Here is a 13,360-nt window from a genome sequence, read left to right as displayed (position 1 = left end):
TTATCCTAATAAATATTTCAAAGCATCGCGTGCAATTTTTACTTTATCAAAAGCTTTAGCCCTAGTTTTAGCCTTATTTTTATACGCTTTTCTTAATTTATCGTCTTCAAGCATAGTCTTTAAACCCTGAAACATGGAGTTTTCATTATCTACTTCTACTAAAAGTCCAAATTCATCATCGCCAAAAAGCTCTCTTGCGCCACTTTTATGATCAGTGCAAACCACAGCACAAGAACAAGCTAAGCTTTCAATTAAAACATTTGAAAAGCCTTCAAATACAGAAGCAAAAGCAAAAAATTCGCATTTAGCCATGTATTTATAAGGATTATTATCAAATCCTAAAAGCAAAACCTTTTCTTCTAAATTTAACTCTTTAATCAAAGCTAAAAGCTCATCTTTAAGCACACCTTCACCTAAAATCACAAGCTTTAAATCTGTTTTCAATCTTGCATAAGCACGAATTAATAAAGCATGATTTTTACCTTTATCAAGCCTGCCTACACTTAAAATAAATTTATCTTTTAAAGCTACATCTTCAAGAGCTTTTTGCTCTATATTTTCTAAATCGATGGCATTGTATAAAATTTCACATTTTTTTGGATTTATACTAAAATTTTGCACTAAATCTTCTAAATTTCCCTTAGAATTAGGCAAGATTAAATCAGCTTTTGGGTAAAGCAAAGAAATTAAAAATTTATTTGCCAAAGAATTAAAATTATTTTTCGCATACATCACACTTGGCGTAGTGCATTCATTGATCACAAGGCGAGTTTTGTTTCCAAACATTCTTGCCATTAAGGCTATATAATTAGGTCGATTTAAAAAAACAAATTCTGTATCAATGCCTAAATTTCTGCAAAGTTTTTTATATTTTAAAGCCAAAAAAGGTAGTTTTAAAAATTTCAAAATAGGATTTTCACTAGGTTTTGAACATTCTAAAAAATGAATTTGACACTCTGGAATTTCATAAGAAATTTTATCATTCATCAAGATCAAATGCACTTCAAATTTCAAACTTAAAATAGGCAATAAAGTCGCCACAACTCTTTCAGCACCACCACTTCCTAAAGAATAAATAAAAATGCCTAATTTTTGCATAAAGCCACCCGAATTTTTGATAATTTTTCAATCATATTATTTGGAATTATACTTAAAATGAGTAATATCAAAGCAGGAGTGTTGATTTTTATACTCAGGCTTTTAAACAAACACTTATAAAGAGCTTTATAATTTTTTGCAAGTTTTGCATAATAAGCTGCCATTTTATAATAACTCGCACAAGTTTTTTTATAATCTTTATCCTTACTCATTCTAAGTTCATTTTCTAAAATTTTAGCAAGCTCTAAATATCCCAAATACACCCTATGAGCATTTTTACTCGCCCCTAAAGTCACGCTATCTTGCCTAAAAATCCTATAAATCCTAAAAGCCTTATGGATATAAAAACTTTTTTCCTTGTATAAATTTACCCAAAGCGTGGCTTCATTGCCATAAAATTCTTCATTAAAACGCTTGTTTTCAAGTAGAGATTTTTTAAAAACAGAAAAAAACTCTCCGCTAAATTTAGCCATTAAAAAATCTTTTTTAGAAATTTCACTATCTTTTTCCAAGCCCTTGCCGCTAAATTCCTTGCTTAAATTTCCTTCTTTTTCCATCAAACAATTTCCAAAAACATGAGCATAACCCTCACTTGCTTTTTGCATCAAGGTACTTAAAGCCCCAGATAAAAGCTCATCATCATCATCTAAAAAAGTTACAAACTCGCCACTTGCTTGGTCTAAGCCATTGTTTTTATTGCCATTTGGGCCTTGTTTGTAATTTTGATTTAAAAAATACTTAATGCGATCATCATCTTTTTGTAAATTTTGCACCACACTTTTAGTATCATCACTAGAATTATCATCGCTTACAATAATTTCTAAATCTTTAAAATCTTGATTTTGTATGCTTTTAATAGCCTTTTCTAACAAAACTTGACGATTAAAAGTTGGTACTATAACAGAAAGTTTAGGCATTTTTAACCTCGACTATAAGCTTAAGCCATTCTTCTTTGATATGAGAAATTTCAAAGTCTTTACACCTTTGTTTGGCATTATTTACAAGTTCTTTTCTAAAATTTTCATCATTTAAAACAAGTTCAAGTTTTTTAGCAAGTGCTATTTCATCATCACAACCTACCAAAAGCCCATCATGATTATCTTTGATTAAATCCTTAGCACCATTATAATAAGAACTTGAAATTCTACAAACCTCAAAATACAAACTTTCAATTAAAACCGTTGGCAAACCCTCTACAAAAGAACAAAGGCAAAGCACTTTTGCTTTTTCATAAAGAGCCTTGACATTTTCAACTCGCCCTAAAAAATCAACTTTTATTCCTAAAGATTTTACCTTGTATTCAAGTTCTTGCCTTAACTCTCCATCTCCTGCTATAACAAATTTATAATTTTCTTGCAAATTTTTATCCAAATGCGCTATAGCTTTTAAAAACATTGCAGGGTTTTTGTTGTGATCTAAACGCCCTATAAAAAGGACCAAATTTTCCTTTTCAAAACTAGAATCAAAAGAAATTTCATCGCTAAAATGACAAGGGTTTAATAAAAGCTTAACCCTTTTTACAAATCTTTCATAATACACCTTATCACTGCCTCCAAGCACACTTAAAGCATCACAAAAAGGATAGCTTACCCTTCTTAAAAAACGCCAAATTTTAGGTTTTAAATACGCTTCATTACTATGCTCGCTAATGATGAGTGGAGTTTTAAGTCCTATATTAGCTAGAATACAAGCAATATTAGTCGTATCCAAAAAAGAAATAAAAACATCAGCTTTGCTTTCTTTCAAAGCCTTTCTTAAAGCAAAAAATTTCTTAAAACGACTTGCGATTTTATGATAAAGCGTGTCAAATCTAAATTGTTCTAAACTTGTAACTTTAACTTCATTTTCAAGCTTATAAAAAGATTCTCCTGCATGAAATTTAATAATACTTACTTCATGCTCTTTGCAAAGCGCATTAGCTAAGGTTACTAAAACACGCTCAGCGCCTCCTGAATTTAAAGTTGCGATAATAAAGCTTATTTTCATCATTTCTCCTCTTTAAGCTTACCGTGTTCTAAACGATAAACCTTATCACATTGTGTTATCGTAGAAAGGCGATGTGCGATAATAATCATGGTTTTATCTTTGGAAATTTTATAAATTTCATCCATAATTTTTGCTTCACTTTGAGTATCAAGCGCAGAAGTTGCTTCGTCAAGCACTAAAATTTCAGGCTCTAAATATAAAGCTCTTGCTATGGCTATGCGTTGTTTTTGCCCCCCGCTTAAATTACTCCCCCCATCACCTACTTTTGTCTGAACTCCTTGAGGTAAATTTTTTATAAAATGCTCTAAATTTGCTTGTTTGATAACCTTACTAAGTTTTTCTTCATCAACCGCATCTCCAAAAGTGATATTTTTAGCTATGCTGTCATTAAAAAGATAGATATTTTGTGGGATATAGCCTATTTTTTGGCGATAATTTTTTGCATTACTTGCATTTAATTCTTGCTTATCAAGTAAAATTTGCCCTTCTTTTGGTTTTAAAAGTCCTATGATAAGATCTACTAAGGTGCTTTTTCCACAACCACTCTCCCCTATAAAAGCGATTTTTTCACCTTTTTTAATGTTTAAGTTAAGATTTTTAAATAAATATTTTTTTCCCTCATAACCAAAGCTAAGATTGCAAATTTTAAGCTCTTGATTAAAGCTTAATTTTTCCTCGCCCAAATTTTCTTCTTCTTGTCTTAAATTTTGATAAATAATATCCAAAGAAGAATGATAATAAAGCAAATCATGATAACTTGTAATAATACGATTTGCGCTTGGCATTAAGCGATAAAGCACTAAAACAAAAATAGAAATCGTGGATAAAATACCTGAAATATCACTTTCATTTTTCAAAACCAAAAATACCACGATAAAAACAAGCACACAAAAACCTATTCCTTCAAGATAAATTCTAGGCACCGCAGCTACGCTTTCATTGGTAATATTTGCTTTAGAAAAAGCTTCACTTTGTGCTTTAAAAAGACTTAATACTCCATCTTCTTTAGTTTTAAGCTTGATAAATTTAAAATTATTTAAATTTGTATTTAAAATTTCGAAGAAATTTTTCATCGCTTCTTCGCGTCTTAGTCCTGCTTTTTTAATGATAGGGCTTAAAATTTTCACTAAAATAAAGGCATTTAACACCATAAAAATACTTAAAAATAAAGTGATTTTATAATTAATCAAAAGCATTAAAGCATAAAGCAAAAGCACTACAAAAATTTCACTCATCAAAAGTAAAAATGATGAAATCATAGTGCTTAGATTATAAACTTCCCCTGTAATGGACTTTAAAATTTCAGATTGATTTTTTTGAGTAAATTTTTCATAATTAATATTTAAAAATTTAGAAAAAACCTTATAAGCGATCGCATGATAACGTCCTTTAGAAAATCTTGCCAAAAGATGAAAATAATACGCATTTAACAAAGCTCTAAATACATAAAAAACAATAAGCCCCACTCCAAAATAAACAATGATTTCAAAAACAGGGATATTAAGATATTCTTTTAGGCTGATTAAATATTTATTACGATCAAAATAAGAAAAATCACTAGCCAAAGTGATAAAAGGCATTACCAAAGAAATCGCAAAAGTTTCTATAAAAGAAACAAATACTGAAAAAACAAGCAAGAAAAATAAAAAATTTTTATCTTCCTTGCTTAAAATAAAAAAAAGTTTTTTTAGCACTGTTTTTCCCAATCAAAAGCAGATTTACAAATAAGCTCTAAATCATCATATTTAGGCTGCCAAGAAGTAAGATTTCTGATTTTACTTGCATCAGAAATCAATACACTAGGATCACCCGCACGGCGTGGGGCAAGTTCTACTTTAAAATCCACTCCGCTAACTTTTTTCATTGCTTCAATCACTTCTTTTACGCTAAAACCATGTCCATAACCTACATTAAAAACATTGCTTTCATTCTCTTGTAAATAATCCAAAGCCGCTAAATGCGCACTTGAAATATCATCCACATGGATAAAATCTCTTATGCAAGTGCCATCTTTTGTATCATAATCATCGCCAAATATGAAAAGTTTATCACGTTTTCCTGCGGCACATTCAGCTGCAACTTTTATAAGCAAAGTCGCTTTTGGATAGCGTTGTCCTAAAGTATAATCCATACAAGCGCCTGCAACATTAAAATATCTTAAAATACAATGCTTAAATTCAGGATTTGCCATACTTGCATCACGCAAAACCTCTTCGCTCATAAGCTTACTACGCCCATAAGGATTAATAGGTGCTAAAGGGCTTGTTTCGCTCACAACGGGAGTTTGTGGTTCGCCATAAGTGGCTGCCGTTGAAGAAAATATAAATTTATTTACTCCAGTTTGTAAACAAGTTTCGATAAGATTTGTCGTATTAACAGTGTTGTTCATATAATATTTTAAAGGGTTTTGCATACTTTCAAAAACTTCAATGCTCGCTGCAAAATGCACAATAGCGTCAAATTTTTCTCTCTCAAACAATGCTTTTATACCTTGAAAATCACTTAAATCTTGTTCAAAAAATTTAAAAGTTCTTATTTTTTGCAAATCTTCTATTGCGATTTTAGAACCCTTAGAAAGATTATCTAAAACACAAATTTCATGATCTGTTTTTAAAAATTGTCTTAAAGTATGAGAACCTATATAACCTGCACCACCGCTAATAAGAATTTTCATCATCATTCCTTTTTTTAAAAATGTCAAAAATAAATTTTAATATATTTTCTTAAATACTTAAGATCGAGCTTTTGAAATTTCACTCTCACAAGCTTTTGCAAAAACTTCTGTATAGGAACGATCTGATTTTTTTTCACGCAAAAAATCTCTCATATAAGAAAGAAAATCAACATAATCTTCTTCACTAACATTAGCTTTAATAAGTTCATATTTTAAAAAAAGCATATAGGTGTTTAAAACATCACTTTCACAATATTCGTGAATTTTTTCAAGTTCATTTTCATAAAAAAGTTTCATCACCTCATCGCCATGCACATCATATTTTCCTGGCAAACCCACCATAGAGCAAAGTGTATCAAGCTTTATTCCACGCCCATTAGATCCTAAGGATTCTAATAAATCGCAATGTTTTAATTCTGAAAATCTTGTTTTATAATTATTCCATTTATCGCTTTGAGTATCTAAATAAGTTGCTGCTTTTAAATTGTATTTTAAAGCCCTTAAAACAAGAACGGGCATATCAAAATTTTTACCATTAAAGCTGACTAATTTTGGCTCATAATTTTCTATAAAATTGAAAAAATTCTCAATCATTTCTTTTTCATTTTGCCCATCAATTTTATTTACTTTGATAAATTTTCCAAAATTATCACTTAAAACCGCACAAATACTGATGATTTTATGATAAGGCAAAGGCAAAAACTCACTCCCGCTTTGTTCTTTTTGCCACTGAAGTGCTTTTAAACTTACCTCTAAATCACTTCCTTCAAAACCCAAAGTTTTGCGGATAAGCTCAACATCTGGCACACTCTCACAATCAAAAACACAAATATAACCTTCATTTTTTGCCATTTTTAACCTTTTTTTAAATAATTTCGCTAAAATCATAGCAAAAATTTTAAAATATTAGGCTTTTAATGAAAATAGCAATTGTTCGTTTATCAGCACTTGGTGATATTATCCAAAGTGCCGTGGTTTTGCAATTTATCAAAAATTTTAAAAAAGATATAGAAATTCATTGGTTTGTAGATGAAAAATTTGAAGGCATACTTAAAAACCATCCTTTAATAGACAAACTCTATGCCCTACCCTTAAAAGACAAAAAAATTTTAAAAAGCCTAAAAATTCTTCTTAAAGCAAGAAAAAACAACTATAATGCAGTAATAGATCTACAAGGGCTTATAAAATCTGCTATTGTAAGTCGAATTTTAAGTAGAAATAATTTTGGTTTTGATAAAAACAGCCTTAAAGAAAGTTTTGCTCATAATTTCTACAACCAAAAACTTGAGTTAGATTACAATGAAAATGTATTTGTAAGATACTTAAGTCTTACCTCCTTTATGTTAAATACTGATTTTAATGTCAAAAATTTAGCCTTTAAACAAGATATTTTTGGCGTAGATGAAAATTTAAAACAACTCTTAAACAATAAACTCAAGCTCGATAAAAACGAAAAAAACATACTCATACACGTGGGTTCAAGTGTAGAAAATAAAATCTATCCTAAAACCAAACTTGCTATACTTTGCAAACTTTTAATCAATGAATTTCAACAAGCAAAAATTTGGCTCGCTTGGGGAAATGTAAAAGAATACGAATTTGCTAAAGAGGTTTTAAATCTTAGTGGTATTGATGAAACACATATAGAATTAGCGCCAAAATTCAATCTTGAAGAACTAATGGCTTTTACAAAAATGATGGATCTTATCATAGGAAATGATAGCGGCCCAACACATTTAGCTTTTGCTTTAAATAAGGCATCTATTACGATTTTTGGTGCAACACCAAGCTACCGCAATGCTTTTCAAACTCATATCAATAAAATCATTGATGCAGGTAAAAAAATCCAAAATGCCAAGCATATCGATAAAAGTGATTTTTGTATCACGCGTATAGAAGAAGAAGATATCTTCAAACTTGCCAAAGGCTTACTTAATGAAAAATAGTGATAGAATATATCTTAGTCTTTATTATATTTTGAAATTTTTTGTTACTTTTATGCCTGAGTGTATCTTGCATTTTTTAGCTTTGATTGTAGCAAGAATCACTTTTTATCTTAACAAAAAACATCGCAAGATCATCGATACAAATTTGCAAATCTGCTTCCCTCAATACACTCAAAAAGAACGCGATAAACTATCTTTGAAAATTTATGAAAATTTTGCTCAATTTGGAATTGATTGTTTGCAAAATCAAAACACCACCAAAGAAAAAATTCTCAATAAAGTAAATTTTATCAATGAAAATTTTCTTATAGACGCTCTAGCTTTAAAGCGTCCTATTATCTTCACAACTGCACACTATGGAAACTGGGAAATTTTAAGCCTTTCTTATGCAGCTAAATATGGTGCGATTTCCATAGTGGGAAAAAAGTTAAAAAGTGAAATTATGTATGAAATTTTAAGCCAAAGTCGCACCCAATTTGACATAGAGCTTATTGACAAAAAAGGCGGTATAAGACAAATGCTAAGTGCCCTAAAAAAAGGGCGAGCTTTGGGAATTTTAACTGATCAAGACTGCGCAGAAAACGAAAGCGTAAGATTAAAATTTTTTAACAAAGAAATGAATTATCAAATGGGAGCAAGCCTTATCGCACAAAGAAGCAATGCTTTGATCATCCCTGTTTATGCCTATAAAGAAGCTGGTAAATTTTGCATAGAGTTTTTTAAAGCAAAAGATTCTCAAAATGCAAGCTTAGAAGAACTGACACTTTATCAAGCACAAAGTTGCGAAGAAATGATTAAAAAAAGACCTTGGGAATACTTTTTTTTCCATAGACGCTTTGCAAGTTATAATGAGGAAATTTACAAGGATGCAAAATGAATCTAAAGCAAATAAGTGTTATTATCATCGTAAAAAATGCTGAGCAAACTTTGCTTGAGTGTTTAAATTCTTTAAAAGATTTTGATGAAATTATTTTACTTAACAATGAAAGCAGTGATAATACCCTAAATATAGCTAATGAATTTAAAAAAGATTTTGCTAATTTACACATTTATCACAGTACTTTTATAGGTTTTGGAGCTTTAAAAAATCTTGCTTTAATTTATGCAAAAAATGATTGGATTTTAAGCATTGATGCTGATGAAGTGCTTGAAAATGAGTGTATTAAAGAGCTTAAAAATTTAGAACTTCAAGAAGATAATATCATCGCACTTAGCCGTAAAAATCTCTATAAAGGCGAATGGATAAAGGCATGTGGTTGGTGGCCTGATTATGTTTTGAGAATTTTTAATAAAAATTTCACTCGTTTTAATGATAATTTAGTACATGAAAGCCTTGTTTTACCAAGTAATGCTAAAAAAATTTATCTTAAAAATGGATTGAAGCATTATTCTTATAAGGATATCTCTCACTTAATTGACAAAATGCAGTACTACTCAAGTCTTTGGGCAAAACAAAATATGCACAAAAAAAGTGGTGTTTTAAAAGCAAATTTAAGAGCTTTTTGGACTTTTTTTAGAAATTATTTTTTAAAAAATGGCTTTTTATATGGTTATAAAGGCTTTACGATCAGCGTTTGCAATGCCTTAGGAACTTTTTTTAAATACATGAAATTATATGAACTTCAAAGACAAAAACCAAAAACTTGCGCTTTAATAATAACAACTTATAATCAAAAAGAACGCCTTAAACTAGTGCTTGATAGTGTTAAAAATCTAGCCTTTTTACCCAATGAAGTTTTAATCGCAGATGATGGTAGTAAAGAAGATACAGCAAGGCTTATTGAAGAATATCAAAAAGATTTTCCTTGTCCTTTAAAACACATTTGGCAAGAAGATGAAGGGTTTAAACTTAGTAAAAGTCGCAACAAAACTATAAAAAACGCTGATAGTGAATATATAATAGTTATTGATGGTGATATGATTTTGGAAAAAGATTTCATAAAAGAACATTTAGAATTTGCACAAAGAAAGCTTTTTTTACAAGGTTCAAGAGTAATTTTAAATAAAAAAGAAAGCGAAGAAATTTTAAGCAAAGATGATTATCGCATAATTTTTAATAAAAAAGATTTTAAAAATTCTAAAAATTCTTTTTTAGCTAAAATATTTTACAGTCTTTCAAAAAAAGATGAAAAAATCTTTTAAAAAACCACTCTTATTAAAGGTATTAGGGGGTTGCAATATGAGTTTTTTTAAAGCTGATTTTGATAAACTTGATGGTTTTAATGAAAATTTTATTGGTTGGGGTAGAGAAGATAGTGAATTTGTGGCTAGATTTTTATTTAATAAAGGCATTTTTAGACGCTTAAAATTTAAAGCTATTGCTTATCATATTTATCACAAAGAAAATGGCAAAAAAATGCTTGAAAGCAATCATCAAATTTATTTAGATACCATCAAAAATAAAAAGATTTCTTGGAGATAAAACATGAAGAAAATAGGTGTAGTTATACCAATCTATAATGTGGAAAAATATTTAAGAGAATGTTTAGATAGCGTTATCAATCAAACTTATACTAACTTAGAAATCATACTTGTAAATGATGGTAGTACAGATGAACACTCACTCAATATTGCAAAAGAATATACCTTAAAAGATAAAAGAATAACTCTTTTTGATAAGAAAAATGGGGGTTTAAGTTCAGCTAGAAATGTAGGTATAGAATACTTTAGCGGGGAATATAAATTAAAAAACAAAACTCAACATATAAAAGAAAATTCTTTAATAGAATTTCAATTGGATGGTAATAATCCTTATAATATATATAAAGCATATAAAAGCTCTCAAGCTTTTAATAATGAAAAAGATTTAACCAATTTTACTTACCCTAGTATAGATTATATTATATTCTTAGATAGTGATAATTATTGGAAACTAAACTGCATAGAAGAATGCGTTATAAGAATGAAAAATGTGGATGTATTGTGGTTTGACCATGATTGCACCTATGAAGACAATATAAAAAATAAGCACAAAAAAACAAGGATGGAAATTTTTGATTTTAAAAAAGAATGTATAATCACTCCAAAAGAATATGCAAATCGAGCATTAAGCGTAGGATCTAGAGATATTTCTTTTGGATGGAATGGAATGATTGATTTTAATTTTTTAAAGCAAATTAAACTTAAATTTATAAATTTTATTATCAATGAAGATATACACTTTGGGATAATTTTGTTTGCTAGTGCTAATAAAATTTATGTTTTATCACAAAAGTTGTATTTGTGTCGTTTAAGAGCAAACAGTATATCAAATCATGATAAGAAGATTACAAAAGCAAATGTGTCAGAGTATTTTAAAGATATATATGAAACTTTCGGGGAAAACGCTAAGGAAGCAAAAAATTATTTAAAAGCAGCAAGCAGGGTTATAACTGCTTTAAAATTGATAGAATTTTTTAAAGATCAAAAAAGCGAAAATGCGCTTACTATAAAAGAAACATTTTTACCTTGCTATGCCAAAAAAGCTTTAATGATTAAAAAATTTAAAAAAGATCCTTTAAATTTAAAGGAACAATTAGTTTTAATTAAACCTTTTATTCAAACAAAACTTCCTTATGATATTTGGAAATTTTGGCAAAAAATAAAAAAATATTTAATAATAAAAATATAAAAAATTAATTAATTTTTAGGTATAATCACTATAATTATAGGAGAAAATATTTTATATGCTATTTCAATCATACTTTGTGAAAATAATTTGCTTATTCATCCCTTTTAGAAAAATTAGACATAAAATAAAAAAAACATTTTTACTAAAAAACATACAACGAGATAAAATCGATTCTTATCTACCAAAAAAAACTCTTATACAAATTAATAAATACAACAATGAAGATTTAATTAAACTTAATAAAGCTATTATAGGGGGGGGGGTATCAAGGATATTTTAATTATGATGAAAAATCTAAAGATCCAAAATCTCCTTTGAATCCTTGGGCTTTTATACGAGTAAAAAATGAAGCTATTACCTTAAAAGCTTCTCTTGAAAGCATATTACCTGCTATCCAAAGAGGTGTTATAGGATATAATGATTGTACCGATGGAAGTGAAGAAATAATTCTAGAATTTTGCAAACAATATCCTTCATTTATACCAATAAAATATCCTTATGAAATTCAAATTCAAAACCCAAAATCAGAAGAAAATAAACTCTATAGCTATTATAATTATGTTGCAAGTTTTATACCAAAAGATGAGTGGCTTATAAAAATAGATGTAGATCATATCTATGATGCTAAAAAACTTTATAAAAGCTTCTATATACCAAAAAACAAATATGATGTAGTTAGTTATTCAAGGGTTGATATTCACTATTTTAATGATAATTTTTTTCTTTGTAAAGATAATAATGGCAATATATTGAAAGAACCAGGAGATTGCTTGCTTATCAATAATTATAACTTAAAATGGAAAGAAGTATTAATTGACAGAATCAATAACAATTGGAAAAAAGCAACAAAACAAAGTTTTCCTTCAAATATACACTCTTTAGAGCAATTAAAGTATAAACACAGGATATTATTTCACACTGAATTAAATAATTATCATTTTCCTTTTTTAAAAAAACATAGAGCTCAAGATATTTATAAATATAATTGGATAAGCATTGAAGAATTTAAAAAATTCTATTTACAAAATATTAATCATAAAATAGAACCTTCTATGATTTCAAAAGAAACTCTAAAAAAAATATTCCTAACATTGTTTTAAAAATTTTTTATATTTAAATAAAATTTTTAAAGTTAAAATATTTATTTTAGCTAATAATGCAACCATTAATTTTGTTCTTTTTATTTTATATATTTGAATATATAGCAAATATTTAATTAGCACATAAAGAACGCTACAATACTTGTTTAAAATATAATTTTGCCTTAAATAGTGTAAAACCAACTGCAACTCTTGAATATTATTTTTAACAAGCACTTCATTCTTAGTATTACAAATTGAATTATTATTAGGCGCGTAATGATATAAATTACAGTTCATATATGCTATTTTTTGAGCTTGACTTAACATTGGATAATATAACAATACATCTTCAGCCATATTGATTTTAACATCTTTCTCGAGTCTTAAACTTGAAAAAGCTTCTAAATACAATTTCTTTCTTATAAGTTTCCCCCACATAGTCCAATATAAATTTTTCTTTGCAATAATTTTTTTTACAAACTCTTTTTTGCTATAAAAACCAGAATTAAAGTCAAACTTTTTATATGAAATAACATTACTTTCAACAATAGCATTGAAAAACACTAAATCAACTTCATCTTGTTCATCTAAAATTTTTATACACTCTTCACAAGCATTAAGTTCTAAATAATCATCAGGATCTAAAAACATTATATAAGGAGAGTTTGCTACTTTTACACCTTCATATCTAGCTCTTAAAAGTTTTAAATTTTCTTCATTATGTATGATTTTTATTCTATCATCTTTTTTGGCATATTCTTTAGCTATATTTATACTTTTATCACTCCCACAATCATCAACTACAATTATTTCTATATTTTTAAAAGTTTGGTTGATACAACTTTCTAAAGCTTTAGCTATATATTTCTCTACATTAAAAGTTGGCAAAATGATTGAAATTTTAGACATATTTATTCCTTATTTTATTATAATTTAATTATAACATAAAATCTATTTTGATAAA

The 13,360-nt window shown here is 28.1% G+C and carries 10 protein-coding genes and 2 pseudogenes; 5 read left to right on the top strand and 7 right to left on the bottom strand.

Features of this window, described 5'->3' with window-relative positions; all coding sequences use genetic code 11:
- The 6 genes from pglJ to ELQ04_RS00915 are packed head-to-tail and all read right to left on the bottom strand — an operon-like array spanning position 1 to position 6,610.
- Positions 1 to 1,098 carry an N-acetylgalactosamine-N,N'-diacetylbacillosaminyl-diphospho-undecaprenol 4-alpha-N-acetylgalactosaminyltransferase gene (gene pglJ, locus ELQ04_RS00940; protein ID WP_002866140.1) on the bottom strand — a complete coding sequence of 366 codons (1,098 nt, stop codon included), beginning with the start codon at positions 1,096 to 1,098 and terminating at the stop codon, positions 1 to 3.
- Positions 1,086 to 2,015, bottom strand: coding sequence for a GalNAc(5)-diNAcBac-PP-undecaprenol beta-1,3-glucosyltransferase (gene pglI / locus ELQ04_RS00935; RefSeq protein ID WP_002856262.1), 930 nt, complete (start codon positions 2,013 to 2,015; stop codon positions 1,086 to 1,088). The genes pglJ and pglI overlap by 13 nt, the downstream gene beginning before the upstream one ends.
- Positions 2,008 to 3,087, bottom strand: a complete 1,080-nt coding sequence (gene pglH / locus ELQ04_RS00930; RefSeq protein ID WP_079396628.1) for a GalNAc-alpha-(1->4)-GalNAc-alpha-(1->3)-diNAcBac-PP-undecaprenol alpha-1,4-N-acetyl-D-galactosaminyltransferase — start codon at positions 3,085 to 3,087, stop codon at positions 2,008 to 2,010. The genes pglI and pglH overlap by 8 nt, the downstream gene beginning before the upstream one ends.
- On the bottom strand, positions 3,084 to 4,778 hold the full coding sequence (pglK, locus tag ELQ04_RS00925) for an ABC-type lipopolysaccharide transporter PglK (protein ID WP_002937349.1): 1,695 nt from the start codon (positions 4,776 to 4,778) through the stop codon (positions 3,084 to 3,086). Before pglK ends, pglH begins: the two co-directional genes overlap by 4 nt.
- Positions 4,772 to 5,758 carry a UDP-glucose 4-epimerase GalE gene (gene galE / locus ELQ04_RS00920; RefSeq protein ID WP_002937347.1) on the bottom strand — a complete coding sequence of 329 codons (987 nt, stop codon included), beginning with the start codon at positions 5,756 to 5,758 and terminating at the stop codon, positions 4,772 to 4,774. The genes pglK and galE overlap by 7 nt, the downstream gene beginning before the upstream one ends.
- A gap of 57 nt (positions 5,759 to 5,815) precedes the next feature.
- Entirely contained in the window at positions 5,816 to 6,610 is a 795-nt protein-coding gene (locus ELQ04_RS00915) for a 3'-5' exonuclease (RefSeq protein WP_002937345.1), read from the bottom strand.
- A 65-nt stretch (positions 6,611 to 6,675) separates the two neighbouring features.
- Here ELQ04_RS00915 and waaC point away from each other — a divergent pair, with 65 nt between their 5' ends.
- From waaC to ELQ04_RS00885, 5 genes and pseudogenes are all read left to right on the top strand, one after another.
- Positions 6,676 to 7,704 carry a lipopolysaccharide heptosyltransferase I gene (gene waaC / locus ELQ04_RS00910; RefSeq protein ID WP_002937342.1) on the top strand — a complete coding sequence of 343 codons (1,029 nt, stop codon included), beginning with the start codon at positions 6,676 to 6,678 and terminating at the stop codon, positions 7,702 to 7,704.
- Complete coding sequence (htrB, locus tag ELQ04_RS00905) at positions 7,694 to 8,581, top strand: lipid A biosynthesis lauroyl acyltransferase HtrB (protein ID WP_134224419.1); 888 nt, start codon at positions 7,694 to 7,696, stop codon at positions 8,579 to 8,581. Before waaC ends, htrB begins: the two co-directional genes overlap by 11 nt.
- Positions 8,578 to 10,126 (top strand): annotated as a pseudogene (locus ELQ04_RS00900) (glycosyltransferase). The gene htrB and the pseudogene ELQ04_RS00900 overlap by 4 nt, the downstream one beginning before the upstream one ends.
- Before the next feature lie 3 nt (positions 10,127 to 10,129).
- Positions 10,130 to 11,314 carry a glycosyltransferase family 2 protein gene (locus ELQ04_RS00890; RefSeq protein WP_002937329.1) on the top strand — a complete coding sequence of 395 codons (1,185 nt, stop codon included), beginning with the start codon at positions 10,130 to 10,132 and terminating at the stop codon, positions 11,312 to 11,314.
- 55 nt (positions 11,315 to 11,369) lie between these two features.
- Positions 11,370 to 12,414: pseudogene (locus ELQ04_RS00885) on the top strand (beta-1,4-N-acetylgalactosaminyltransferase).
- Here ELQ04_RS00885 and ELQ04_RS00880 read toward each other — a convergent pair.
- Positions 12,400 to 13,305 (bottom strand): glycosyltransferase family 2 protein, encoded by a 906-nt coding sequence (locus ELQ04_RS00880; RefSeq protein ID WP_044778009.1) that lies wholly within the window; start codon positions 13,303 to 13,305, stop codon positions 12,400 to 12,402. The pseudogene ELQ04_RS00885 and the gene ELQ04_RS00880 sit on opposite strands and share 15 nt — an antisense overlap.
- Between the last annotated feature and the right edge of the window lie 55 nt (positions 13,306 to 13,360).

Source organism: Campylobacter sp. CH278 (assembly GCF_004378845.1).
Classification (GTDB): domain Bacteria; phylum Campylobacterota; class Campylobacteria; order Campylobacterales; family Campylobacteraceae; genus Campylobacter_D; species Campylobacter_D jejuni.
Note: the sequence above shows the minus strand (reverse complement) of the source record. Positions and strands in the feature narration are given on the sequence as shown.

Bases quoted from the DNA above. Each gene is read 5' to 3' on its own strand.
- pglI (WP_002856262.1), bottom strand. From the start codon at position 2,015: ATGCCTAAACTTTCTGTTATAGTACCAACTTTTAATCGTCAAGTTTTG.
- waaC (WP_002937342.1), top strand. From the start codon at position 6,676: ATGAAAATAGCAATTGTTCGTTTATCAGCACTTGGTGATATTATCCAA.
- galE (WP_002937347.1), bottom strand. From the start codon at position 5,758: ATGAAAATTCTTATTAGCGGTGGTGCAGGTTATATAGGTTCTCATACT.
- ELQ04_RS00915 (WP_002937345.1), bottom strand. From the start codon at position 6,610: ATGGCAAAAAATGAAGGTTATATTTGTGTTTTTGATTGTGAGAGTGTG.
- pglJ (WP_002866140.1), bottom strand. From the start codon at position 1,098: ATGCAAAAATTAGGCATTTTTATTTATTCTTTAGGAAGTGGTGGTGCT.
- htrB (WP_134224419.1), top strand. From the start codon at position 7,694: ATGAAAAATAGTGATAGAATATATCTTAGTCTTTATTATATTTTGAAA.
- pglH (WP_079396628.1), bottom strand. From the start codon at position 3,087: ATGATGAAAATAAGCTTTATTATCGCAACTTTAAATTCAGGAGGCGCT.
- ELQ04_RS00890 (WP_002937329.1), top strand. From the start codon at position 10,130: ATGAAGAAAATAGGTGTAGTTATACCAATCTATAATGTGGAAAAATAT.
- ELQ04_RS00880 (WP_044778009.1), bottom strand. From the start codon at position 13,305: ATGTCTAAAATTTCAATCATTTTGCCAACTTTTAATGTAGAGAAATAT.